The sequence below is a fragment of the Lysobacter soli genome, assembly GCF_009755585.1.
Lineage (GTDB): Bacteria > Pseudomonadota > Gammaproteobacteria > Xanthomonadales > Xanthomonadaceae > Lysobacter_J > Lysobacter_J soli.
In genome coordinates this window covers 260,321-283,501 of the sequence record NZ_CP046603.1, presented here as the reverse complement: position 1 = coordinate 283,501, position 23,181 = coordinate 260,321, and the positions used below count along the sequence as shown (strand labels likewise).

Below are 23,181 nucleotides of genomic sequence, written 5' to 3'. Positions count from 1 at the left end.
CAAAGCCGCTGCACGATCCGGATATCGGGCGTGCGGCGCGCCGTACAGACTCCATCGCGTGACTTCCCACGGGAGAACGCGATGACGCTCCAGACACTTTCCTTCGACATCGAACGCGACCCGCGCTGGCTCGCGCTGTGCGCACGCGATCGCGCCGCCGACGGGCGCTTCGTCTATTCGGTGAAGACCACCGGCGTGTACTGCCGGCCCTCGTGCGCCGCGCGCCGGCCGCTGCCGCGGAACGTAGACTTTCACGCAACGCCGGACGACGCCGAACGCGCCGGTTTCCGCGCATGCCGGCGTTGCCATCCGCGCCGCGATAACGTGCGCCAGACCATCCGCTTCGCCATCGGCGACACCTCGCTCGGGCTCGCGCTGGTCGCGCAGGGCGATGCGGGATTGCGGGCGGTGCTGTTCGGCGATGACGCCGACGGTCTGGTGCGCGATCTGCAATCGCGGCTTCCCGGCGTGGCGCTCGCGGTGGACGCGGGGGGCGTGCAGGCGGTGCTGGAAGCGGTCGTCGACTGCATCGAGGCGCCACACCTCGGGTTCGGCGTGCCCGTCGACCTGCAGGGCACGCCGTTCCAGGTGAAGGTCTGGCAGGCGCTGCGCCGCATTCCGGCGGGCTCGACCGTGAGCTACGGCGAGCTGGCGCGGCGTCTCGGCGTGCCGGATTCGGCGCGGGCCGTCGCGGCCGCATGCGCGGCGAACCCGCTGGCCGTGGTCGTGCCGTGCCATCGCGTGGTGGCAGCCGACGGCGGCCTCTCCGGCTACCGCTGGGGCGTCGCACGCAAGCGGGCGCTGCTGCAGCGCGAGGCGCACGCATGAGCGCCGCCGTCGCCCTGCGTCGCGACGCGAAGGCGCTCGCCCAGCGCATCGCATGGCAGGACTGGGATCGCGTCGCCGCGTCGCTCGACGCCTGCGGCCACGCGATCCTGCCGGGCCTGCTCGACGAAACCGAATGCCGCGCGATCGCCGCGCTCTACGACCGGCCGGACGGATTCCGCAGCCGTGTCGTGATGGCGCGCCACGGCTTCGGCAGCGGCGAGTACCGCTACTTCGCGTACCCGCTGCCGGACACGGTCACGATGCTGCGCACGGCGGTGTATCCGCACCTGTCGCCCGTGGCGAACCGGTGGAACCAGACGATGGGGCTCGACATGCGCTATCCCGAGGCCCACGCCGATTTCCTGCAACGCTGCCATGACGCCGGACAGACGCGGCCGACGCCGCTGCTGTTGCGCTACGACGCCGGCGACTACAACTGCCTGCATCAGGACCTGTACGGCGAACACGTCTTTCCGCTGCAGATGGCGGTGCTGTTGTCGGAGCCGGATGTCGACTTCGATGGCGGCGAATTCGTGCTCACGGAGCAGCGACCGCGCATGCAGTCGCGCGCCGAGGTGGTGCCGCTGCGACGTGGCAATGCGGTCGTGTTCGCCGTGCATCACCGGCCCGTGAAGGGAACGCGCGGGACGTACCGCGTGAACCTGCGGCACGGCGTCAGCCGCGTGCGTTCAGGTCGACGTCACACTTTGGGCATCGTGTTTCACGACGCGCTGTAAGCCTGCGCCATAGTCTTCGCGTCGATCGATGTCCGCGGGCTCAAGTTTCCTCGCGCGACGCCGTTAACGGGTCGCCGCACCGTCTTCATGCGGCGCAACGGAGGAACGACCGGAGTGTCCGGGAAAGAACGACGCACGCCCAAGCCGACACCCGACGCCGCCGCGCTGCGGGCCGGCCTCACGCCCGAGCAGACGCGCACGCTGGAGCAGCTGGAGCATTTCCAGTGGACGCTGGAGTTCGTCCGCCGACCGCTGTTCCAGGACCCGATGCCGGTGCTGTTCGACCGCGACCGCAAGCGCTGCGTGGCGCTGCTGCCCGATGGCTCGCTCGATGAGACGGTGAAGTTGAGGAAGTGAGGCGGGCGTTCGAGCCCGTTTCCACCTCGAGCCGAACGGGTCGAACCACTTGCCGGCCTTCTTTCCGCGGTCATCCCGGCGAAAGCCGGGACCCAGGCTGGAAGCTCATCCGCAGTCCCCGCATCGCAATCTGACGCGCGATCAGCCTGGATCCCGGCTTTCGCCGGGATGACGTTCCCACAGACGCAAGCGTTGCCATCTAACGGCTGCTGCCTCACGCCGGCTGCAGATTCGCATACGCCAGCACCAGCCACTTGCTGCCGGCATCGTCGAAGTTCACCTGCACGCGGGCGTGCGCGCCGCTGCCTTCGTAATCGGTCACGGTTCCCATGCCGAACGACGGATGCTTCACCTGCGAGCCCAACCGCACCGCCGGCTGCTCCAGCGGCGCGTGGCCGCGACTGGCGCCCAGCACGCCGCGTTGCACGCCGCCGCTGTACGGGCGCGAGACCTGCACCTTCGGACGCACTTCGTTGAGCAGCGGCGCCGGGATCTCGCGCAGGAAGCGCGACGGCACGCCGTACATGTCCGCGCCGTGGATGCGGCGCGATTCGGCATAGCTGAGCACGAGCTTCTGCCGCGCGCGCGTGATGCCGACGTACGCCAGGCGCCGCTCCTCTTCGAGGCGACCGGACTCTTCCGTGGAGCGACCGCTCGGGAACACGCCCTCTTCCATGCCGGCGAGGAACACCAGCGGGAATTCCAGCCCCTTCGCGCTGTGCAGCGTCATCAGCTGCACGCCTTCCTCGCCGGCCTGCGCCTGGCCTTCGCCGGCTTCAAGCGCGGCGTAGCTGAGGAAGGCCACCAGTTCCGGCATCGCCGCCGCGTCCTCGTCGTCGCTGCGCGTGAAGCGCGAAGCGACGGAGACCAGTTCGTCGAGGTTGTCCACGCGCGAATCCAGCTGGCCGCGCGATTCGTTGAAGTAATGCTCGCGAAGGCCCGAGCGGATCAACACGTGGTCGATCTTCTCCGGCAGCGTCATCGACGCCAGTTCGTTGTCGAGGTCGTCGATCATCGCGAGGAAGCCCGCGACTGCATTGCGCGCGCGAGCCGCCAGGCCGTTCTCGCCGACGATCCGACGCGACGCCTCCCACAGCGACACGCCATCGGCACGCGCGCGGCGCCGCACTTCGTCAAGCGTGCGCTCGCCGATGCCGCGCGTGGGCGTATTCACCGCGCGCTCGAAGGCGGCGTCGTCCAGGCGCGAGGCGATGAGGCGCAGGTACGCCAGCGTGTCCTTGATTTCGGCTCGCTCGAAGAAGCGCAGGCCACCGTACACACGGTACGGCACCTGTTCGGACAGCAGCGACTCTTCGAACGCGCGCGATTGCGCGTTGCTGCGGTAGAGGATGGCGACTTCGCCATAGCTGCCGCCGTCGCGCACCCACTGGCGCAGGCGTTCGACGACGAAGCGCGCCTCGTCCATCTCGTTGTACGCGGCGTACAGGTCGATCGGCTCGCCCGTGCCGCTGTCGGTCCAGAGGTTCTTGCCCAGCCGATCCGGGTTGTGCGCGATGACCGCGTTCGCCGCTTCCAGGATGTTCGCGCTGGAGCGGTAGTTCTGCTCCAGCCGGATCGTGTGCGTGCCGGAGAAATCCTTCAGGAACCGCTGCATGTTCTCGACTTTCGCGCCGCGCCAGCCGTAGATCGACTGGTCGTCGTCGCCGACGACGAACACGTGCCCGGTGTCGCCCGCGAGCACGCGCACGAACGCGTACTGGATCGCGTTGGTGTCCTGGAACTCGTCGACAAGGATCTCGCGGAAGCGATGCCGGTAATGCGCCAGCAGCGCCGGGTTGTCGCGCAGCAGTTCGTGCGCGCGCAGCAGGAGCTCGGCGAAATCGACCAGGCCCGCGCGTTCGCAGCGCTCCTGGTAGGCCTCGTAGCATTTGTGCATGACATCGGCCCACGGATCGCCGGACGTCGGTTGCAGGTTGTGCGGGCGGCGGCCTTCGTCCTTCTGCGCGTTGATCCACCACACGATCTGTCGCGGCGGAAAGCGCGTTTCGTCGAATTCCAGCGCCTGCACGACGCGCTTGACCAGGCGCAGCTGGTCGTCCGAATCGAGCACCTGGAAGCCTTCGGGCAACTTCGCTTCCTGCCAGTGCAGGCGCAGCAGGCGATGCGCGAGTCCGTGGAAGGTGCCGATCCACATGCCGCGCGCGCCGTGGCGCAGCTGGCCGTCGACGCGGTGGCGCATCTCGCCGGCGGCCTTGTTGGTGAAGGTCACCGCGAGGATGCCGTGGGTCGGCACGCCGTGGACTTCGTTCATCCAGGCGATGCGGTGCGTGAGCACGCGGGTCTTGCCGGAACCGGCGCCGGCGAGGACGAGGTAATGACCGGGCGGGGCGCTGACGGCCTCGCGCTGCGCTGGATTCAGCGCGTCGAGCAGGTGGGAGACATCCATGCGGGTATTGTAGCGGCGGCGGTCTCATCGCCCGCGTCGCGGGCCATCGCGGAGGGAGCTGAATGCGTCCGACGTCGAAAACGCTGCGGATCGCGGCCGGGCTGATCTTCGCCACCACCTCGGCCGGCAGCGCCGCGCAGGCGGCTTCCGATGCCGCCCCCGACGCCGAACGCACCCTGCGTGCCGGCGACAGCGCGCTGCAGGTCAGCGTCATCGGCGTGGACGACGCACGCCGCCGCGCGCAGTTGCAGGACTGGCTGGCCGAAGTCGCGCAGGCGCAGCTGACCGCGTTCGGCCGATACCCGCTGCACAGCGCGCGCGTGCGCATCGAGCAGGTCGCGCGCGAAGCCGCCCGCGACGACGAAAGCCCGGTGCCGTGGGGCCAGACGCTGCGGCGCGGCGACACGGCGGTGCTGCTGTTCGTGCGCGACGACGCGACCCCGGCGGAACTTCGCGCCGACTGGACGGCGATCCACGAGCTCTCGCACCTGTTCCACCCGTACATGGGGCGCGACGGCCGCTGGCTGTCGGAAGGACTCGCGAGCTATTACCAGAACGTGCTGCGCGCCCGCGCCGGGCTGCTTTCGCCGGAACAAGCGTGGACGCTGCTCGACGCCGGCTTCGGTCGTGGCCGCCGCGAAACCAGCGGCATGCCGCTGGTCGAACTCAGCCGCACGCACGAAGGCACGATGCGCGTGTACTGGGCGGGCGCGGCGTTCTGGCTGCAGGCCGACGTCGCGCTGCGACGCGACCACGCAAAGAGCCTGGATGCGGTCCTGTCGAAGTATGCGGACTGCTGCCTCAGCGGCACCGGCGAGACGGCGCCGACGCAGTTCATCGCCGAACTCGACCGGCTCTCCGGCACGAACGTGTTCTCGTCGAACTACGCGCGACTGGTGGAATCGCGCGCGTTCCCGTCGCTGGATGCGGTGTATCGCGAGCTTGGCATTACGCGGCGCGGCGATGCGCTCGCGTTCGATGACGGTGCACCCGGCACGGCAGTGCGTCGTTCGATCACGGCCAATGGCGCCGCGCGACCGGCGGCGCCGTAGCGGTCAATGCGCCTTGTGCTTCACGACGGCCTGCGCCATCAGCTTGTCGGTGTAGGCGATGCCGATGGCAGACAGGATGAAGACGCAGTGGATGATCGTCTGCCACATCACGCCTTCGGCGGTGTAGGTGCTGTTGGCCGAACCGAGGCTGCCGATCGCGATGAAGGTCTTCAGCAGGTGGATCGAGGAGATGCCGATGATCGCCATCGCCAGCTTCACCTTCAGCACGCTTGCGTTGACGTGGCTCAGCCATTCGGGCTGGTCGGGATGGCCTTCCAGGCGCAGGCGCGAGACGAAGGTCTCGTAACCGCCGACGATCACCATCACGAGCAGGTTGGAAATCATCACCACGTCGATGAGGCCGAGCACCATCAGCATGATCTGCTGCTCGGTCCACTCCGTGGCGTGGAGCATCAGGTGCCACAGTTCCTTCAGGAACAGCACCACGTACACGCCCTGCGCGACGATCAGCCCCAGGTACAGCGGCAACTGCAGCCAGCGCGAGGAGAAGATCAGGGCGGGAAGCGGGTTCATCGGGGCGGGACGCGGGTCGGACATGCGGCGGCGCTCGGTTCGGGATCGGGGGGCCGGCTAGGGTACCGGCCGGCCATGACAGCCGCCAATGCGCGCCTGAAGGACGTTGGAATTCAGCATTGCGTCCGGCCGGACCGGGCACACCGCCCCTGCCCTTACACTGGACGGCCCCCAGCCCGCGGAGTTCCGCCCCCATGATCGACCTGCATTACTGGCCCACCCCCAACGGCCACAAGATCACGATCTTCCTCGAGGAAGCCGGGCTGGAATACACGATCCACCCGGTCGACATAGGCGCCGGCGACCAGTTCAAGGCGGAGTTCCTCAAGATCTCCCCGAACAACAAGATGCCGGCCATCGTCGATCGCGACCCCGGCGACGAGGGCATGCACGTCAGCGTGTTCGAGTCCGGCGCGATCCTCGCCTACCTCGCCAACAAGACCGGCCGTTTCGTACCGCAGGACCTGCGCGGGCGCACGCTGGTAAGCCAGTGGTTGCACTGGCAGATCGGCGGCCTAGGCCCCATGACCGGCCAGTACGGTCATTTCCACGTCTACGCGCCGGAAGACATCGCCTACGCAAAGGACCGCTACAAGCGCGAAGTGCTGCGCCTGCTGGGCGTGCTCGACCGCCAGCTGGAAGGCCGCGACTTCATCGCCGGCGACTACTCCATCGCCGACATGGCCGCGCACCCGTGGGTCAATCCCTACACGAAGGCGCCGCTGGACCTGGCCGAATTCGCCAACGTCCGCCGATGGCACGAAGCCGTCGCCCAGCGCCCTGCCGTGCAGCGCGCCTACGCGCTGGCCGAGCGCTACGGCGCCAAGCGCGAGATGACGCCGGAAATGCACAAGATCCTCTTCGGAACGCCCGCCAACTCCAACGCATGAAGAACCTCAACGTCCGCGGCCTCGCCGCCTGCCTGCTCGCCATGACCGTCGCCCTTCCCACCCTCGCCGCTCCCGCCCAGGCCGCGTCCACGCCGATCAAGCTCACGCTCGAAGCGCTGGCCGGCGACGCGCCGCTGTCGGGCCCCAGCCTGATGAAGGCGAAGGTCTCGCCGGACGGCAAGCGCGTGACGTTCCTGCGCGGCAAGGACAGCAACAAGAACCGGCTGGACCTGTGGGCGTACGACATCGCCAGCGGCCAGACGGCGAAGCTGGTGGACGCCGACGACATCCTGCCGGGCGACGAAGTGCTCAGCGACGAGGAGAAGGCGCGCCGCGAGCGCCAGCGCATCGCCGCGCTCAGCGGCATCGTCGATTACCAGTGGGCGCCGGATGGCCGTTCGTTGCTGTTCCCGCTCGGCGGCGAGCTGTACCTCTACGACCTGGCGAAGACCGGCAAGTCGGCCGTGCGCAAGCTCACCAATGGCGAAGGGTTCGCCACCGATCCGAAGCTGTCGCCGCGCGGCGGCTTCGTCAGCTTCGTGCGCAACCGCAACCTGTGGGTCATCGACCTTGCGAGCGGCAAGTCGATCCAGCTCACGCGCGATGGCAGCGACGTCATCGGCAACGGCGTGGCGGAATTCGTCGCCGACGAGGAAATGAACCGCCACACCGGCTACTGGTGGGCGCCGGACGACTCGGCCATCGCCTTCGCGCGCATCGACGAAACGCCGGTGCCGGTGCAGAAGCGCTACGAGGTGTATCCGGATCGCACCGAGGTGGTCGAACAGCGTTATCCCGCCGCAGGCGATCGCAACGTGCTGGTGAAACTCGGCGTGATCGCGCCGAAAGCCGGTGCCGCGCCGAAGTGGGTGGACCTTGGCAAGGAACAGGACATCTACCTCGCGCGCGTCGATTGGCGCGATCCGCAGCGCCTGACGTTCCAGCGTCAGTCGCGCGACCAGCATCGGCTGGAACTGATCGAGGCCGATCTCGCCGGCGGCGGCCAGCGCGTGCTGCAGACCGAGACGAGCAAGACCTGGGTTCCGCTGCACGACGACCTGCGCTTCCTCAAGGACGGCCGCATCCTCTGGAACAGCGAGCGCAGCGGTTTCGAACATCTGTACGTATTGAGCGAAGACGGCTCGAAGGCGACCGCGCTGACCTCCGGCGACTGGCCGGTGGATGGCGTGCTCGCGGTCGATGAAGCCGCCGGCTTCGTCTACTTCGCCGCCGGCAAGGATTCGCCGATGGACGCGCAGGTGTACCGCGTGCCGCTCGCGGGCGGCGCGATCGAGCGTCTGTCCAGGACCGACGGCACGCACGCGGCGAGCTTCGCCGCCAATGCGAGCGTGTACGTCGACAACTGGTCGAACCCGACCACGCCGCCGCAGCTGGAGCTGTTCCGCAACGACGGCACGCGCATTGCCGCGCTGCTGAAGAACGACCTCGCCGATCCGCAGCATCCGTACGCGAAGTACGCCGGCGCGCATCGTCCGATCGAGTTCGGCACGCTCAAGGCCGCCGATGGCGCGACGCCGCTGCAGTACAGCCTCATCAAGCCCGCCGGTTTCGACGCGAACAAGCGCTATCCCGTGGTGGTGATGGTGTACGGCGGACCGGCGTCGCAGACGGTCAAGCGCGCATGGGCGCCGGACTTCAACCAGTACCTCGCGCAGCACGGCTATGTGGTGTTCTCGCTCGACAACCGAGGCACCCCGCGTCGCGGCGCGGCCTTCGGCGGCGCGTTGTACGGGAAGCAGGGCACGGTGGAAGTGGCCGACCAGCTGAAGGGCGTGGAGTGGCTGAAGTCGCAGCCGTGGATCGACAGCTCGCGTATCGGCGTGTACGGCTGGTCCAACGGCGGCTACATGACGCTGATGCTGCTGGCGAAGGCGTCGAACCAGTACGCCTGCGGCGCCGCCGGCGCGCCGGTCACCGACTGGGCGCTTTACGACACGCATTACACCGAGCGCTACATGGGCCTGCCGAAGGCCAACGTCGCCGGCTACCAGGAAGCGCGCGTGCTGGAGCACATCGACGGCCTGACGTCGAAGCTGCTGCTGATTCACGGCATGGCCGACGACAACGTGCTGTTCACCAACTCCACCGCACTGATGAGCGCGTTGCAGAAGCGCGGCCAGCCGTTCGAGCTGATGACCTACCCCGGTGCGAAGCACGGCCTGAAGGGCGCGGACAACCTGCACCGCCTGAAGCTGACGGAGAACTTCTTCGACCGTTGCCTGAAGCCGTAATCCCGGCTGGACGCAGGAACGAGAGAGCCCGGCATTCGCCGGGCTTTCTTTTTAACCGCGGCTCGCGTCGACCGGGAAGACCGGGAGCGGTACAGAGCAACCATCATCCCGGCGAATGCCGGGACGACCGTCCGTTGATTCCTGCCCCGACCGGCGCGCAGTGACCTTCGGGGCATGGTGCCCGGCCGCCGCAGCCGCCATGCTCGCCGTCGGACCCATTCCTGCCGACGCCATGACCAAGCCGCTGACCCTCGCGATTGCCCTGTCCCTCACCCTCGCCACCGGCGCGCCGATGCTCGCGCAGGCCGCGCAGCCTGCCGCGAAATCGACGGCCGCCAAGCCCCTGGCGAAGCCCGCGCCAGCATGGGTCGCAACCAGCAACGAATACGCGAACATCCTGGTCAAGGCGCAGGCGGAGTTCGCGCCGGAGGGCATGTCCTTCCTCGGCGTGCCGGGCTACGACGAGCGCGTCGCCGACTTCAAGCCCCAGAACGCCGAGCGCTTCCGTGCCGCGACCGCGAAGGCGCGCGACGAGCTCAAGGCCAAGCTCGCCGTCGAGCGCGATCCGAACGTGCGCCAGGATCTGGAAATCATGATCCAGGCCGCCAACGACAACATCGCCACCAGCGAACTCACGCAGCGCCTGACGCTGCCGTGGAGCGACGTGCCGCAGACGGTGTTCGGCGGCCTGCAGTCGCTGTTGTCGGACCAGACCCCGCCGGAGCGCCGCGCCAAGGCGCTCGACCGCCTGAAGAACTACGTCGGCATGGGCACCGAGAAGACGCCGATCACCGAACTGGCGAAGGCGCGTTACACCGAAGCCGCGGCGAATGCTCAGCTCGTGCATCCGACGAAGCTCGAGGTCGAGCAGGCGCTGGGCAATGTCGACACCTACGTCGACGGCATCCGCAAGCTGTTCGCCAAGTACAAGATCGAAGGCGCCGAGCCCGCGCTCGCCGCGATGGAAACGCAGCTGAAGGATTACGGCACGTGGGCACGCGCCAACGTGCTGCCGACTTCACGCACCGACACGAAGCTGCCGCCGGAGCTGTACGCCAACAGCCTCAAGCAGTACGGCATCGACATCGACCCGCAGTTGCTGATCCGCCGCGCGCAGGTGGAGTTCATGGAAACGCGCGCGGCGATGCAGCAGCTCGCGCCGCTGGTGGCGAAGGCGAACAACCTCGCCGTCGCCGATCCGCACGATTACGTCGCCGTCATCAATGCGCTGAAGAAGCGCAACATGCCCAACGACCAGCTCGAGGCGCGCTATCGCACGGTGATCGACCAGATCGATCCGATCATCCGCAAGGAGCGCATCGTCGACGTGCCGAACCGTCCGATGGTGATGCGTCTGGGCAGCGAAGCCGAATCGGCCGCGCAGCCCGCGCCGCATTTCCTGCCGGCGCCGCTGATCGGCAACACCGGGCAGCAGGGCCAGTTCGTGCTGCCGGTGTCGGTGCCGACCGCCGAGGGCAAGGCGCTGGAATACGACGACTTCAACTTCGATGCGGTGCGCTGGACGCTGTCGGCGCATGAAGGCCGCCCGGGCCACGAACTGCAGTTCACCGCGATGGTCGAGCGCGGCATCTCGCTGGCGCGCACGATGTTCGCGTTCAATTCGGTCAACGTGGAAGGCTGGGCGCTGTACGCCGAAGCCGAAATGGTGCCGTACGAGCCGCTGGACGGTCAGCTGATCGCGCTGCAGTTCCGGCTGATGCGCGCCGCGCGCGCGATGCTCGATCCGATGCTGAACCTGGGGCTGATCGACCGCGAGGCGGCCGGCCGCATCCTGCGCGAGAAGGTCGGGCTGTCGGAGGCGATGACGAAGCAGGAGTTGGACCGGTACACCTTCAACGCGCCTGGCCAGGCGGGCAGCTATTTCTACGGCTACACCCGCATCCTCGAACTGCGCATGGAGACGGAGATCGCGCTGGGCGACAAGTTCGATCGCCTCGCCTTCAACAACTTCCTCCTCGACCAGGGCCTGCTCCCGCCGGACCTGCTGGCCAAGGCCGTGCGCGAGCAGTTCATTCCGGCGCAGTTGAAGAAGTAAGGCGCCTTCGAGCCCCTCTCGCGGCTCTAGCCCCTCTCCCGACGGGAGAGGGGTTGGGGTGAGGGGTAACGGAGCGGGGGCGTTGGCCCATTGACGCCTTACAGCGCTGGGCTCTCGCTTCGTTCCAACGCGCAGGGAGCTTCGAAGATCAAAGTGGATTCCAGGTTCCGCTGGAATGACGGGGACGTGGTGGTTCACCTTCCCCCAATTCCCTAGCGCTACGGCCTGGGTCCCGGCTTTCGCCGGATGACGGTGCAAGATGGCCTTCAGGCCTCATGGGGCGCAGCGCTGCTATCGGCAGGTCCGCTTCACCCAATTCCGACACCCCCTCCACACCCCGTGAATTCCCGCGGCGTCAGCGGCCCGTGCAGGAGGCACTGACACCGCGATCGCTATACTTCCGCGAACGTTGTCCGGGAATGTTTCGTGCCGTCCACGCTTCCGCCGTCCACTGCCCGCCGCATGGCGCCCCTTGCGATCCGCGCCTGCACCGCCACCAGTGCCGTCGGCCGCGGACGGGATGCGTTGGCGAAGGCGTTGGCCGAAGGCCGCACCGGGCTGCGCCAGAACGATTTCGGCGACGACGCACGCCTGGACTGCTGGATCGGCCGCGTCGACGGGCTTGAAACCGTCGAGCTTCCCGCATCGCTCCAGCCCTGGGATTCGCGCAACAACCGCCTGGCCTGGCTGGCGCTGGCGCAGGACGGCCTGCGCGCGGCGATCGACGACGCCGTCGCGCGCCATGGCGCCGAGCGCGTCGCGGTGATCGTCGGCACCTCGACTTCCAGCATCGGCAGCACCGAAGCGGCCTACACCGCGCTGGAAGACGGCGAGTTCGCCGAGCGGTTCGCCCGCCCGCACGTGCACACGCCGCATTCGCTCGGCGAGTTCGTGCAGCAGGCGACCGGCCTTCGCGGCCCGTGCATCACGGTGGCGACCGCGTGCTCGTCGAGCGCGAAGGTGTTCGCGCAGGCCGCGCGCATGATCGACGCCGGCCTCGTCGACGCCGCGCTCGTCGGCGGCGTGGATACGCTCTGCGGCAGCGTGCTGTTCGGTTTCAACTCGCTGCAGTTGGTATCGAGCGAGCCCTGCCGTCCGTTCGATGCGACGCGCAATGGTTTGTCGCTCGGCGAAGCCGGCGGTTTCGCGCTGCTCGAACGCGCCAACGACGGCGACACCGGCCTGCAGCTGCGCGGCTACGGCGAATCCAGCGACGCGCACCACATGTCCTCGCCGCATCCGGAAGGCCTCGGCGCGCGGCTTGCGATGCGAGATGCGCTCGCACGCGCCGGCATCGATGCCGACGAGGTCGGTTACCTCAACCTGCACGGCACGGCCACGCCGGCCAACGATTCGATCGAAGCCGCGGCCGTCGCGTCGCTTTTTCCCGACGCGCTGCATGCCAGTTCGACCAAGGGCTGGACCGGCCACACGCTCGGCGCGGCGGGCATCGTCGAATCGACGATCGCCTTGATCGCGCTGGAACGCGGCGAACTGCCCGGCACGCTGAACAGCGACACGCCCGATGCCGCCTGCGGCCCGCAGATCCGCTTCGCGCCGCAGCGCGCCGACATCCGTTACTCGATGAACAACTCCTTCGGTTTCGGCGGCAACAACTGCTCGCTGGTGTTTGGCCGCGCATGAGCCGTCTGGAAGCGAAGATCGAAGGCATCGGTTTCTGGACGCGGGGCTTGCCCTCGTGGCCGGCAGCGCGCGAGTTCGCATCCAGCGGCGCGCAACCCACCGATGCGCCGGCCCGACCGTCGCCGCAGTTGCTGCCGGCGAACGAACGCCGTCGCGCGCCGGAGACCGTCGCCATCGCGCTGGAAGTCGCGATGGCCGCATGCGAAGCCGCGGCGCGCGATCCCGCGTCGCTGCCGTCGGTGTTCGCATCGACGCACGGTGAGCTGTCGATCACCGACTACATGTGCACGACGCTCGCGGCCGATCCGCGCGCGTTGTCGCCCACGCGTTTCCACAATTCCGTGCACAACGCCGCAGCCGGCTACTGGACCATCGGCACCGGCGCGATGCAGCCGGCCAATGCGATCAGCGCGTACACGGCGAGCTTCGCGCAGGGCCTGATCGAGGCGCTGACGCAGCTGCACGACGACGCCGACGCGGTGCTGCTGGTGGCCTACGACGGCCAGTCCGCCGGCCCTCTGGCGAAGATGGCGCCGAGCGAAGGCCTGCTCGGCGGCGCGCTGGTGCTGTCGCGCGACGGTGCCGGCCCGCGCCTTTCGGCACGCCTGGTGCCGGTTTCGACCCGCGAGCCGGCCAGCGGCCCGCTCGCGCGCTTCGCGTCGGCCAATGCGATGGCGCCGATGCTCCCGTTGTTCGACGTGCTCGCGCATGGCGCCGGCACGGCGGTGCTGCCCGCCAGCGCCGCGCACGACCTGTTGGTGGAGGTGAACCCATGATCCATCCGTACCTGAGCCGCGACGACGTCATCGTCGTGATCCCCGCCCTGAACGAAGCGCTGCGCATCCGCGACGTCGTCGAGGGCGCGCTGGCCGAATGCCCGCGCGTGCTGGTGATCGACGACGGTTCCGACGACGGCACCGCCGACCGCATCGCCGACTTGCCGGTCACCGTGATCCGGCACGCGCAGCGCATGGGCAAGGGCGCGAGCCTGCGCGATGGTTTCGCGCACGCGCTGCGCATGGGCGCCCGCGCCATCGTCAGCATGGACGGCGACGGACAGCATCTTCCCAGCGACATCCCGCGCCTGCTCGGGGCGGCGAACCGCCATCCGGGCCACATCGTGATCGGCGCGCGCCTGCGTCGCCGCTCGCAGCAACCGGTCTATCGACGCCTCGCCAACGAGTTCGCCGACTGGGGCATCGCGTGGGGCACGGGCTACCAGATCGCCGACACGCAGAGCGGGCAGCGCCTGTATCCGGCGGCGGTCGCCGCGCTGACCGACGTGCCCGGCGAGGATTTCGTGTTCGAGGCGCAGATCCTGATTTCCGCCGCGCAGCAGCTGGGCACGCGCTGCGTCTCGGTGCCGATCGAATCGCGCTACAAGTGCGTGCACAGCGACGAGCAGTTCCGCCCGAGCCATTTCAAGCCGCTGCGCGATTTCTCGCGCATCACCTCGCACGTGGTGCTGGGTGTGCTGCGGAAGGGTGGCATCCCCGAGATGTACCGCCGGATCCAGGCGAATCCGGCGTTGATCGACGATCCGTCGGGCGAGTTCGCACCGCCGCCGATGGGCGTGGTGCAGACGCGATCGTCGTAGGAGTCGTCGTTACTGCTTTTGTGCCGTCATTCCCGCGAAGGCGGGAATCCATCGATCCGGCGCGTCAATCTGCGGACGACGTGTTGGTTCGGACGGATGGATCCCCGCCTTCGCGGGGATGACACCAATAGATCACTTCACCGGCTGCGCCGGCGGCACCGTGGCAGGCGTCTGGGGGGCGGTCGCCGGCGGCGGGTTGGCGACGTAGATCGCCACGGCCTGCGCGAACTTCTTGGTCGGCGAGATGTTCACGCCGATGCCGCCGCCGCTGAAACTGCCGCCGTGGTAGCCGCTGGAGCTGCCGCCGCCCACGCCGAGGCCGACGCTGCTGCCGCCGCCGGTGTCCTGCGTGCCCATGAACAGCACGCCGTTGGCGCCGAGCTTGGCGGCCTCGGTGCGCAGCTTGGCGATCACGTCGTTCAGCTTGTTCTGCTCGCCGTAGGTGAAGCTGCCGCTGGCCGTCTCCAGGCGGGCGATTTCCTCGAATCCGCCCGGCGGCGGCGTGTAGTAGACGCGGACCTGCGCCGGATCGATCGGCGTGCGCGGCGTACCGGTCACCAGCTGCGAGGTGGACGAACAACCGGCCAGCGCGGCCAGTGCGAGTGCTGCGAGCGTCGTGGCGATGCGGCGCATGGCGGCGCCTCCGTGTTGGGTTGCGGCGATCCTACGACAGTGGCGGTCGCGCCGAAGCGAACAAAGTCGCCGTCCGTTCAGGTCATCCCGCCGTCGACGCCGATGACCTGCCCGTTGATGTAGCCGGCGGCGTCCGAGCACAGGAATCCGATCAGCGCCGCGACCTCGCCTGGCCGCCCGGCACGGCCGGCGGGGACCAGCTGCTTGATGGCCTCGGCCGGGAACGCGGCGTCGGCCATGCGGCCTTCGACCACGCCAGGCGCCACCACGTTGCAGGTGATGCCGCGGCTGCCCATCTCGCGCGCGAGCGACTTGGTCGCGCCGTGCAGCGCCGCCTTGGCCGCGGCGTAGTTCGCCTGCCCGCGATTGCCCAGCACCGCCGCCACCGACGACACGCTGACCACGCGGCCCCAGCGCGTCCGCGCCATCGGCAGCAGCAGCGGCTGCGTCACATGGAAGAAACCGTGAAGGGAAACGTCGATGACGCGCTTCCACTTCGCCTCGCTCATGCCGGCCATCGGGCCGTCGTCGTGCACGCCGGCGTTGTTGACGACGACCTGGATCGGGCCGGCTTCGAGCAAGGTCGCGATCGCCGCCTGCGTGGCCTCGGCGTCGGCCACGTCGAACGCGACCGCCTGCGCCGATCCGCCGGCCGCCCGGATGGCGTCGACCACGGCCTGCGCGCGCTCGACATTGCGGTTGGCGTGCACGATCACCTCGCAGCCGTCGGCCGCCAGGCGTTGGCAGATGGCGCCGCCGATGTCGCCGCTGCCGCCGGTGACGAGGGCGCGACGTGGACCGGTGTGCTTGCGTGCGCTCATGCGGCGTCTCCCGGAAGCGAATGCAGGACGGCGGCGCGCCCGCTCGCGAGCGTCGCGCGGTCGTGCGTGATGACGAAACGGTACTGGCTGCCGGACGCGTCGGCCATCAGGCATTGCGCGTGCACGTCCAGCGCGCCGGGCAGGTCGTCGATGCGCGCGACATTCAGCGTGACATCGCGCAGCGCGACCAGCATGCCGGGCCTGACGCCCTCGCCTGCCGCGCGCGCCAGCAACCCGCCGTGGACGGCCATCGCCTGCGCGCCGTATTCGCCCAGGTGCACGGCGTGGAGCCGGTCGCGATGACGCAACGGATGTGCGGCATCGCGATGGTTGAACGCGCGCAGGCGGATCGACTGCGCGTCGAACTCGACGACTTCGTCCCACAGGCACATCGCGCCGCCATGCGGAACGAGCGTGAGGATCTCGTCGCGCGCGATCATGCCGACGCTCATGCGATCTCCTTCACCGGCTCGCGAACGATCAGCAGCGCCAGCACGAAGTTGAACGCGACGCCGAGCGCGACCGTGCCGCCGATCGCCCGCAGCACCGGGATGCTCGACGTCGCCAGCAGCGCGAACACGAGCAGCGTCGTGAGGCTGCACACGATCACCGCGTGCAGCGTGCGCAACTGTTCGGCGCGATCGTCGCCGGCGTGGTCGAAGAACAGTGCGTAATCGAGTCCGAGCCCCGCGGCGAGGATCAGCGACACCAGGTGGAACAGGTTCAGTTCGACGCCGAAACCACGCAGCACCGCGAGGATCAGCAGCGTCGTCAGCGCCATCGGCGCGAGCACCCGAAGTACGCGGCGCCGCGAGCGCAGCGCGAACCACACCGCCGCGGCGAGCAGCACGGCCGCGAGCGCAAGCGCCCACAGCACGCGTTCGCGGTACTGCGCGACCAGCGACTCGGACGCCTGCTTCAGGTCGAGCAGCTGTGCGCCGTGCGCCTGCGCGACGCGCGCCACCGCAGCGGGATCGCGCAGGTTCGACAGCGCGACGAGCGCGGTCGCGTGGCCTTCGCGCTGCAGCAGCAGGCCTTCGGTGCTGGCGGCGAGCGGCGTGCCGGCGAGGTCGGCCGTCGTTAGCGGGGCCGCACTGCGCGCCGCGGCGACATCGCGCATGAAGTCGTCGAAGGCGTCGTCGTTGAACGCGCCGCCGCTCATCGCACCGCGCAATGCCGCGCGAAGTTCGTCGTCGTCCGGCAGCTTCGCCTGACGTGCGCGCTGCGTCGCGGCACTTGGCAGATAGCGCGCGGCGAGATCGAAGCCGCCGACGACGCCTTGCGCGCGCAGGCCTTCCAGCGCGGCGATCAAGCGTTCGGAGGACTGCAACGCATGTTCGGCATCGCGCGCTTCCAGCGCGATCACGTAGCGCACGTCGGGCGCGCCGAGCTCGCCGCGCAGCCGTGCATCCTGCGCGAGCGCGGCCGGCGGCACAGGCGTCAGGCGCGCGAGGTCGTTCTGCCAGAACGTGCCGGGCACGAAGGCGACGACGGCGGCGGCGATGGCGGCGACGATGCACGCAGCCGTCGCGTTCATGCGCGGCCAGCGCGCCAGCGCGTTCCAGCACCGCGCCAGCCAGCGCGAATCGGCGGCGTCGCGCGGCGACGGATCGATCAGCGCCGGCAGCAGGAAGCGCGTCGCCAGCGCTGCCGTCGCGAGTCCGACGACGGTGAAGACCGCGAGCTGTTGCAGGCCATCGACGCCGGAGACGAGGAACGTCGCATACGCGATGCACGTCGAGGCGACACCGGTGCCCAGCGTCGGCCACAGCGCGCGCGCACTCGCCCACGGCGACACGCCGGCACGCTGGTGGCTGAAAAGATGGATCGGATAGTCCTGCACCACGCCAATGAGCGTGAAGCCGAACGCGACCGTGATGCCATGCACGCCGTCGAAGGCGAGCGCCACCGCGCCCAGGCCGGCGAGGCCCGCGCTCGCCAGCGGCAGGCCGCCGAGCAGCGGCGCCTTCCAGCTGCGGTACGCAACCCACAGCAGCAGCACGAACACGAGCGAATCGATGGTGCCGATCAGGCTCGCCTCGCGCGCCGTGCGGCCGCCGATCTCGACCGAGAACGCGCCCGGGCCGGTCAGCGTGAGCTTCGTCTTCGTGTTCGCGCTGACGGCATCGAACGCGGCGTGGATCGCATCGACCGCGGCCTGCTGGCCTTCCGGATCGAAGCCGGCCGCATGCGTTTCGATCGCGAGCAGCGCTTCGCGGCCGGCGCGGTCGAACCACGCCCCATGCAGGCGCTGCGGCGCGTTCGCCGGTTGCCAGGCCTGCGCGAGCTTCAGCGTTTCCAGCGTCGGGTCGGATGGCAGCAGCGGCTCGATCATCGCCGCGGCCGGCGAGCCGAGGTCCTGCACGCGTGCGTCGAGCTCGCGGCGCAGGAAGTCGGCATCGAAACGCTGCGTGTCGAGCGTCGGCGACAGCAGGTAGCGATACGGACGCAGGCGCGGCGGAATCGCGTCGAGGCCGAGGTCGGACCCGTTGGCGACGAGCTTGAACGGCACGTCCACGCCGACACGCGTGGCGAGCAGCCGCTCGCGCAGGGCCTGCGACTGTGTCGCGAGCGTCTCCGGCGCTTCGCCCGACAACGAAAGCAGCAGCAGCCGCGAACCCGGGCCTTCGCCGAGTTCGTCGATCAGCAGCTTCTGCGCCGGCGTCTGCGGCGCCGGCATGAACTTGCGCAGGTCGCCGCTGAGCTGCACGCGCGGCGCGACGAACAGCGCCAGCAACCCGAGCAGCGCCAGCCACAGCAGCGCGAGCGCGAGCCGCCGCGTCGCGCTCATCGGGCGTTCGCCCGCCGCGTCGTGGCTCATCGCGCGGGCGCGCCTTCGCACAGCGCGACCAGCGCCGCGGCATCGGCGGCCTTCGCGGCTTCCTGTGCAGCACCGGCGAGCAGCGTGCGCTGCGTGTCGCCGTTGCCGGCCGCGCGCGTCTGGATGCAGCGCAGCTCCGAGCCGCGACCGTTCAGCACGATGGCCTGCACCTTCGACGCGAGCGCCGCGTCTTTCGGCGTCATCGTCAGCGTCCAGCGCTGGCGCGTGCCGTCGGCCTGCAGGCGATAGTGGGCCTCGATGGCGGCGTGATCGCCACCGAGCAGCGCGCCGAAGCTGTTCTGCAGGCCGGCGAGTTCGGGCACGCGCGACAGCGAGAATCTGCGCGGCGGCTGGCCGGCGCGCTCGATGGTGGCTTCACCGGCACGCAGCGTCGTGGTTTCGGCGTACGGCGAGCGCACTTCGCGCACGAGCGTGTCCGCGTCGGGGCGACGGTATTCGCCGGTGAGACGCAGCGGCGCCTTGAGCAATTTTGAGCCGCGCACTTCGACGAAGGGCGTCCGCGCCGGCGCGGGGCGCGCGATCTTCGCGAGGATCCAGTCCGCCTCGACCGGCGACTCAGCCGGCGCGGCGAAGGTCGCCGCGCTGGCGAGCGTCAGCAGCAGCGCCGGCGCCAGTCGCCTCGCCCAGGTGCTTGAGGGAGGTGTCGTCCGCTGCATCGTCGCCCTGCCAGAAATCGTAGAAGTTGAACCAGTTGTAGGGTGCGCGGCGCACGTGGTGCTGCAGCCGCGCGGAATAGTCGCGAACCAGCGCGGCGATGCGTTCGCTGCGCTGGCGACGCGGGATGTCCAGGCCGTCGCTGAATTCCTCGAACACCAGCTCGTAGCGGTTGCCGCCGCGATACAGGCCGAAGGCCAGCATGACCGGCACCTTCAGCGTCGCCGCGAGCGACCACGGGCCGGAGGGCAATGCCGCGTCGCGCCCGAGGAACGGTACGCGCACGGCGGCATCGCCGGCCTCGGCGCGATCGACCAGCAGCGCGACCAGCTCGCCGCGCGCGAGCGCTTCCTGTATCGCGAGCACGATCGACACGCCGTCCTGCCCCGCGTCGATGACGTCGCGCGCGAGCTGCGGATTGAGGGCGTCGAGCAGGCGCGTGATCGCCTGGTTGTGCGCGATGTCGAGCACGATCCGCACGCGCAGCGCCGGGCGCGTGAGCGACAGCACGCGCAGCGCGTCGAAACTGCCGTGGTGCGAGCCGAAGATGAGCACGCCTTCGCCGCGATCCACGCGCGCGGCCAGCGCGGGCAGCCCGACGGTGGCGATGTCGAATCGCGACAGCTGACCGCTGAGCAAAAAAACGCGGTCGAGGATCGTCGCGGCGAACGTGTGGATATGACGCGCGACATCCCACAGCGTGGGCGTGCGATCGAGCACGCGCGACAGGTAGGCGCGCGAGGCGCGACGCTCCGGGCCGCGCACGATCAGGAAATACAGCGTGATCGGATACAGGCACGCGCGACCCACGGCGCGCCCGCCGTAACGCGCGATGCTGCGGATGATCCACAGCGCGACATAGCCGCCGCCTTCGGGGCGCTGCTTCCAGTGCGCGTTCATGGCGTGGCCTGGCTCACGCCGCCATGAATCGCGCCGCCATGAATCTCGCCGCTGGCGATCAGCGTCGCCTCGCGCAGCACGCGGAAGCGCCAGCGCGGCGCGGCGCCGTCGGGTTCGATGCGCGCCAGCTCGATGCACGCGCGTTCGCCGGGAAGCAGCGGTTGCAGGAACTTCACCTGCGGCAGGCGCAATGCGGGCAGCGGCCCGTGCGCGGCCTCGATCGCCTCCATCACGCGCTCCAGCACGACCACGCCGGGCACCAGCGGCCGGCCGGGAAAGTGCCCGGGCAGGCTCGGATGGTCGGTGCGGATCGTGAAGTCCATGCGTGGCGGCGGCTGCGCGAAGGTGCGCTCAGGATACCGGGCTAGTCGAACAAGCCGCGCCAGAACCGCGGGCCCAGCGCCGCCATCTGCCGCAGGAAATCGAAGAAATGCCGGTACGGGCGGTGCGGGAACAGCCAGCGCCGCAGCATGTATTCGCCCACGAAGAAGCCGCCGACGATGCCGTAATTGAGCAAATTGGCGAACAGCGACCACGCCTCCTGCCCGATCGTCACCGGCGAGGCGACGCCCAGCCGCGCCAGCACGCCGTCGGGCACGGCGATCAGCGCCAGCACGCCGTTGGCGACCGCCAGCGCGGCCATCACATAGGCCCACGCGGCGGTCAGCTTTCGCGAATAGCGGTACAGCGGCGCCGGCAGCGTGGCCGGCTCGCAGCCTTCCATCGCGGCCACGATGCGGGTGATCAGCGGCTCGCGTGGCGGCCGCAGGCTGCGCCAGAACATCCACGCGACGAAGCCGACGAACAGCATCGGTGGCGCCAGCAGCAGCATCTGCGCGTACGGGGTCTGCGCCAGCCAGGCCAGCGCGGCGCCGGACACGGCCAGCACGCCCCACGCCCAGCCCTGCCCCTGCATCAGCGGCGCGATGAGGCACAGCGCGACCAGGTCGGCCATCGCGATCGCCGCCGGCACGCCGCCGCCGTCGTGCGTGGCCCAGTGCGCCAGCAGCGGGTAGGCGACGGCCAGTGCGATGGCGGGAATCGCGCGAACGACGGCCGTTGCCATGCCCGTGCGCGCCCAGGCGGCGCTCACGCCGCGCGGCGCTGTTCGATGTGCGCGGCGAGCGCGCGCAGCGACGCGAAGATGCGGCGGTTCTCGTCGCTGTCCGAACGCAGCTGGAAGCCATATTTGCCGGAAATCGCCAGCGCCAGTTCCAGCGCGTCGATCGAATCCAGCCCCAGGCCTTCGCCGAACAGCGGGCTTTCCGGGTCGATGTCGCCCGGGGCGACGTCCTCGAGGTTCAGGCTTTCGACCAGCAGCTCCGCCAGTTCGCGTTCGACGGGACTTTGTTCAGACATCGGGATTTCCAGCACAAGGCGTATCGAGGGACGCCACGATCCGGCATCGGCGCGCCCGGTGCAACCGTCGGCCCGGCGCCGGGGCGGCCGGGCGGCGCCGGCCCCGGAAGGCCGCCTCGCGCACCGGGCGCACGCGGGCCTTCCCTTATGATGGGCGCATGACCGATACCGTCGCCGAATCCGGCCGAGCGAGCGCCTCGCCGGCCGAGCTGAACACGCCCACTGCCCCCCCTGCAGTCCTCCAGCCCGACGTGCTGGTGATCGGCGGCGGCCCCGCCGGCACCACCGCCGCGACGATGCTGGCCCGCAAGGGCTGGAAGGTCCTGCTGCTGGAGAAGGACGCGCACCCGCGCTTCCACATCGGCGAATCGCTGCTGCCGATGAACCTGCCGATCCTCGAACGCCTGGGCGTGCTCGAGCAGGTGAAGGCCATCGGCACTTTCAAGCCGGGCGCGGAGTTCCCCATCGTCAACGACGACGGCACGCCGATGGCGCCGGACAACGAAGGCGCCGACCAGTACAACACCTTCCGCTTCGAGCGCGCGCTCAATCCCGCCTTCGGCTACGCCTACCAGGTCAAGCGCGAGGAGTTCGACCAGCTGCTGTTCCGCAACGCGCAGGCGAACGGCGTGGATGCGCGCGAACGCCACAAGGTCGAACGCGTGGAGTTCGGCAGCGACGGGCGTCCGTCGGTCGTTCGCGCACGCGATGCGCAGGGCAATACGTTCACGGTGCAGGCGCGCTACATCGTCGACGCGAGCGGTCGCGACACGGTGTTCGGCAACCAGCTCAAGCTGAAGAAGAAGAACCCGCTGCACCAGTCGGCGGCGATCTTCAGCCATTTCACCGGCGTGGAACGCCGCGCCGGCGAGGACGCCGGCAACATCACCGTGCAGCGTTTCGCGCATGGCTGGATGTGGCTGATCCCGCTGCGCGATGGCGTGATGAGCGTGGGCGCGGTGTGTTTCCCGGAATACCTCAAGCAGCGCCGCGGCGAAAACGAAGCGTTCCTGATGAAGACGCTGGAGTCCGAGCCGCAGGTGAAAAAGCGCATGGCCAATGCGCAGCGCGTCGCGCCGGTCCACGTCACCGGCAACTACTCCTACACCTGCGAGCGCATGCACGGGCCGGGCTGGGTGATGGTTGGCGACGCCTACGCGTTCGTCGATCCGGTGTTCTCATCGGGCGTCTACCTGGGCATGAACAGCGCCGAGCAGGCCGCGCAGGTCGTCGACGGCGCGCTGCGCGACCCGTCGCGCGAAGCCGCGCTGCAACGCGAGATGGACACGCGCCTCAAGCGCGGCCTGAAGCATTTTCAGTGGTTCATCTACCGCTTCACCACGCCGGTGATGCGCCACCTGTTCAACCATCCACGCAACGTGTGGCAGGTGGAACAGGCGGTGATCTCGATGCTCGCCGGCGACGTGTTCGACAACCCGGAAGTGCTCAAGCGCCTGCGCCTGTTCCGTTTCATCTACAACGTGACGGCGATACGCATGGCCCCGCTCGCGCTTCGCGGCTGGCTGAAGCGGCGACGTCAGGTCGGCGTGGACGTCGGCCTGCAGGGCGCGGCCGACACGCTGCAGCCGGGTCCGGAGCGCGCGCAGTGAGCGCGGTG

General features: G+C 69.3%; 22 protein-coding genes. 11 read left to right on the top strand and 11 right to left on the bottom strand.

The features are described from left to right. Positions 1–81 precede the first annotated feature (81 nt). From GOY17_RS01230 to GOY17_RS01220, 3 genes are all read left to right on the top strand, one after another. Entirely contained in the window at positions 82–828 is a 747-nt protein-coding gene (locus GOY17_RS01230; RefSeq protein WP_157028957.1) for a bifunctional transcriptional activator/DNA repair enzyme AdaA, read from the top strand. Next, complete coding sequence (locus GOY17_RS01225) at positions 825–1,565, top strand: 2OG-Fe(II) oxygenase (protein ID WP_157028956.1); 741 nt, start codon at positions 825–827, stop codon at positions 1,563–1,565. The genes GOY17_RS01230 and GOY17_RS01225 overlap by 4 nt, the downstream gene beginning before the upstream one ends. A 114-nt stretch (positions 1,566–1,679) precedes the next feature. Beyond that, positions 1,680–1,922, top strand: coding sequence for a hypothetical protein (locus GOY17_RS01220; protein WP_115842713.1), 243 nt, complete (start codon positions 1,680–1,682; stop codon positions 1,920–1,922). Positions 1,923–2,136: 214 nt separating this feature from the next. Here GOY17_RS01220 and uvrD read toward each other — a convergent pair whose 3' ends face one another. Then, positions 2,137–4,329 carry a DNA helicase II gene (uvrD, locus tag GOY17_RS01215; RefSeq protein ID WP_157028955.1) on the bottom strand — a complete coding sequence of 731 codons (2,193 nt, stop codon included), beginning with the start codon at positions 4,327–4,329 and terminating at the stop codon, positions 2,137–2,139. Between the two features lie 62 nt (positions 4,330–4,391). Between uvrD and GOY17_RS01210 the strand changes: the two genes are divergently transcribed. Further along, on the top strand, positions 4,392–5,381 hold the full coding sequence (locus GOY17_RS01210) for a M61 family metallopeptidase (RefSeq protein WP_157028954.1): 990 nt from the start codon (positions 4,392–4,394) through the stop codon (positions 5,379–5,381). A gap of 3 nt (positions 5,382–5,384) precedes the next feature. Here the strand turns inward: GOY17_RS01210 and GOY17_RS01205 are convergent, their stop codons facing one another. Beyond that, positions 5,385–5,939: a TIGR00645 family protein gene (locus tag GOY17_RS01205; RefSeq protein ID WP_157028953.1), complete on the bottom strand. Its 555-nt coding sequence runs from the start codon at positions 5,937–5,939 to the stop codon at positions 5,385–5,387. Between the two features lie 170 nt (positions 5,940–6,109). Here GOY17_RS01205 and GOY17_RS01200 point away from each other — a divergent pair, with 170 nt between their 5' ends. From GOY17_RS01200 to GOY17_RS01175, 6 genes are all read left to right on the top strand, one after another. Further along, positions 6,110–6,805: a glutathione S-transferase N-terminal domain-containing protein gene (locus tag GOY17_RS01200; RefSeq protein ID WP_157028952.1), complete on the top strand. Its 696-nt coding sequence runs from the start codon at positions 6,110–6,112 to the stop codon at positions 6,803–6,805. 41 nt (positions 6,806–6,846) lie between these two features. After that, positions 6,847–9,057 (top strand): dipeptidyl aminopeptidase 4, encoded by a 2,211-nt coding sequence (locus tag GOY17_RS01195; RefSeq protein ID WP_157031548.1) that lies wholly within the window; start codon positions 6,847–6,849, stop codon positions 9,055–9,057. A gap of 199 nt (positions 9,058–9,256) precedes the next feature. After that, positions 9,257–11,113 carry a DUF885 domain-containing protein gene (locus tag GOY17_RS01190; protein ID WP_425482279.1) on the top strand — a complete coding sequence of 619 codons (1,857 nt, stop codon included), beginning with the start codon at positions 9,257–9,259 and terminating at the stop codon, positions 11,111–11,113. Between the two features lie 462 nt (positions 11,114–11,575). After that, positions 11,576–12,757, top strand: a complete 1,182-nt coding sequence (locus GOY17_RS01185; RefSeq protein WP_157031546.1) for a beta-ketoacyl-[acyl-carrier-protein] synthase family protein — start codon at positions 11,576–11,578, stop codon at positions 12,755–12,757. Beyond that, complete coding sequence (locus GOY17_RS01180; protein ID WP_157028951.1) at positions 12,754–13,533, top strand: beta-ketoacyl synthase chain length factor; 780 nt, start codon at positions 12,754–12,756, stop codon at positions 13,531–13,533. The genes GOY17_RS01185 and GOY17_RS01180 overlap by 4 nt, the downstream gene beginning before the upstream one ends. Continuing rightward, a complete protein-coding gene (locus GOY17_RS01175) occupies positions 13,530–14,354 on the top strand; it encodes a glycosyltransferase family 2 protein (protein ID WP_157028950.1) in 825 nt (274 codons plus the stop codon). Before GOY17_RS01180 ends, GOY17_RS01175 begins: the two co-directional genes overlap by 4 nt. A 132-nt stretch (positions 14,355–14,486) precedes the next feature. Here the strand turns inward: GOY17_RS01175 and GOY17_RS01170 are convergent, their stop codons facing one another. The 9 genes from GOY17_RS01170 to GOY17_RS01130 all read right to left on the bottom strand — a co-directional run bounded on the left by GOY17_RS01170 (position 14,487) and on the right by GOY17_RS01130 (position 21,563). Next, positions 14,487–14,987 carry a DUF4156 domain-containing protein gene (locus GOY17_RS01170; protein ID WP_115842723.1) on the bottom strand — a complete coding sequence of 167 codons (501 nt, stop codon included), beginning with the start codon at positions 14,985–14,987 and terminating at the stop codon, positions 14,487–14,489. A 77-nt stretch (positions 14,988–15,064) separates the two neighbouring features. Continuing rightward, a complete protein-coding gene (fabG, locus tag GOY17_RS01165) occupies positions 15,065–15,808 on the bottom strand; it encodes a 3-oxoacyl-ACP reductase FabG (RefSeq protein ID WP_157028949.1) in 744 nt (247 codons plus the stop codon). After that, complete coding sequence (locus tag GOY17_RS01160; RefSeq protein WP_157031545.1) at positions 15,805–16,248, bottom strand: hotdog family protein; 444 nt, start codon at positions 16,246–16,248, stop codon at positions 15,805–15,807. The genes fabG and GOY17_RS01160 overlap by 4 nt, the downstream gene beginning before the upstream one ends. Positions 16,249–16,256: 8 nt before the next feature. Then, positions 16,257–18,629 (bottom strand): MMPL family transporter, encoded by a 2,373-nt coding sequence (locus GOY17_RS01155; RefSeq protein ID WP_232338496.1) that lies wholly within the window; start codon positions 18,627–18,629, stop codon positions 16,257–16,259. After that, positions 18,626–19,306: a LolA-related protein gene (locus GOY17_RS01150; RefSeq protein WP_157028948.1), complete on the bottom strand. Its 681-nt coding sequence runs from the start codon at positions 19,304–19,306 to the stop codon at positions 18,626–18,628. The genes GOY17_RS01155 and GOY17_RS01150 overlap by 4 nt, the downstream gene beginning before the upstream one ends. Next, on the bottom strand, positions 19,206–20,204 hold the full coding sequence (locus tag GOY17_RS01145) for a lysophospholipid acyltransferase family protein (RefSeq protein WP_115842726.1): 999 nt from the start codon (positions 20,202–20,204) through the stop codon (positions 19,206–19,208). The genes GOY17_RS01150 and GOY17_RS01145 overlap by 101 nt, the downstream gene beginning before the upstream one ends. Next, positions 20,201–20,527, bottom strand: a complete 327-nt coding sequence (locus GOY17_RS01140; RefSeq protein ID WP_157028947.1) for an ApeI family dehydratase — start codon at positions 20,525–20,527, stop codon at positions 20,201–20,203. Before GOY17_RS01140 ends, GOY17_RS01145 begins: the two co-directional genes overlap by 4 nt. A 41-nt stretch (positions 20,528–20,568) precedes the next feature. After that, positions 20,569–21,270, bottom strand: a complete 702-nt coding sequence (locus GOY17_RS01135) for a COG4648 family protein (protein ID WP_157031543.1) — start codon at positions 21,268–21,270, stop codon at positions 20,569–20,571. Positions 21,271–21,293: 23 nt separating this feature from the next. Continuing rightward, entirely contained in the window at positions 21,294–21,563 is a 270-nt protein-coding gene (locus GOY17_RS01130; RefSeq protein WP_115842728.1) for a phosphopantetheine-binding protein, read from the bottom strand. Between the two features lie 158 nt (positions 21,564–21,721). Here GOY17_RS01130 and GOY17_RS01125 point away from each other — a divergent pair, with 158 nt between their 5' ends. Beyond that, the gene (locus GOY17_RS01125; RefSeq protein ID WP_157028946.1) at positions 21,722–23,173 is read left to right on the top strand and encodes an NAD(P)/FAD-dependent oxidoreductase; all 1,452 of its coding nucleotides are present in this window, start codon (positions 21,722–21,724) and stop codon (positions 23,171–23,173) included. The last annotated feature ends 8 nt before the right edge of the window (positions 23,174–23,181 follow it).

Bases quoted from the DNA above. Each gene is read 5' to 3' on its own strand.
- GOY17_RS01170 (WP_115842723.1), bottom strand. From the start codon at position 14,987: ATGCGCCGCATCGCCACGACGCTCGCAGCACTCGCACTGGCCGCGCTG.
- GOY17_RS01140 (WP_157028947.1), bottom strand. From the start codon at position 20,527: ATGGACTTCACGATCCGCACCGACCATCCGAGCCTGCCCGGGCACTTT.
- GOY17_RS01205 (WP_157028953.1), bottom strand. From the start codon at position 5,939: ATGTCCGACCCGCGTCCCGCCCCGATGAACCCGCTTCCCGCCCTGATC.
- GOY17_RS01180 (WP_157028951.1), top strand. From the start codon at position 12,754: ATGAGCCGTCTGGAAGCGAAGATCGAAGGCATCGGTTTCTGGACGCGG.
- GOY17_RS01195 (WP_157031548.1), top strand. From the start codon at position 6,847: ATGACCGTCGCCCTTCCCACCCTCGCCGCTCCCGCCCAGGCCGCGTCC.
- GOY17_RS01190 (WP_425482279.1), top strand. From the start codon at position 9,257: ATGCTCGCCGTCGGACCCATTCCTGCCGACGCCATGACCAAGCCGCTG.
- GOY17_RS01230 (WP_157028957.1), top strand. From the start codon at position 82: ATGACGCTCCAGACACTTTCCTTCGACATCGAACGCGACCCGCGCTGG.
- GOY17_RS01130 (WP_115842728.1), bottom strand. From the start codon at position 21,563: ATGTCTGAACAAAGTCCCGTCGAACGCGAACTGGCGGAGCTGCTGGTC.
- GOY17_RS01125 (WP_157028946.1), top strand. From the start codon at position 21,722: ATGACCGATACCGTCGCCGAATCCGGCCGAGCGAGCGCCTCGCCGGCC.
- GOY17_RS01145 (WP_115842726.1), bottom strand. From the start codon at position 20,204: ATGAACGCGCACTGGAAGCAGCGCCCCGAAGGCGGCGGCTATGTCGCG.
- GOY17_RS01210 (WP_157028954.1), top strand. From the start codon at position 4,392: ATGCGTCCGACGTCGAAAACGCTGCGGATCGCGGCCGGGCTGATCTTC.
- GOY17_RS01225 (WP_157028956.1), top strand. From the start codon at position 825: ATGAGCGCCGCCGTCGCCCTGCGTCGCGACGCGAAGGCGCTCGCCCAG.
- GOY17_RS01175 (WP_157028950.1), top strand. From the start codon at position 13,530: ATGATCCATCCGTACCTGAGCCGCGACGACGTCATCGTCGTGATCCCC.
- GOY17_RS01200 (WP_157028952.1), top strand. From the start codon at position 6,110: ATGATCGACCTGCATTACTGGCCCACCCCCAACGGCCACAAGATCACG.
- GOY17_RS01150 (WP_157028948.1), bottom strand. From the start codon at position 19,306: ATGCAGCGGACGACACCTCCCTCAAGCACCTGGGCGAGGCGACTGGCG.
- uvrD (WP_157028955.1), bottom strand. From the start codon at position 4,329: ATGGATGTCTCCCACCTGCTCGACGCGCTGAATCCAGCGCAGCGCGAG.
- GOY17_RS01135 (WP_157031543.1), bottom strand. From the start codon at position 21,270: ATGGCAACGGCCGTCGTTCGCGCGATTCCCGCCATCGCACTGGCCGTC.
- GOY17_RS01155 (WP_232338496.1), bottom strand. From the start codon at position 18,629: ATGAGCCACGACGCGGCGGGCGAACGCCCGATGAGCGCGACGCGGCGG.
- GOY17_RS01160 (WP_157031545.1), bottom strand. From the start codon at position 16,248: ATGATCGCGCGCGACGAGATCCTCACGCTCGTTCCGCATGGCGGCGCG.
- fabG (WP_157028949.1), bottom strand. From the start codon at position 15,808: ATGAGCGCACGCAAGCACACCGGTCCACGTCGCGCCCTCGTCACCGGC.
- GOY17_RS01185 (WP_157031546.1), top strand. From the start codon at position 11,576: ATGGCGCCCCTTGCGATCCGCGCCTGCACCGCCACCAGTGCCGTCGGC.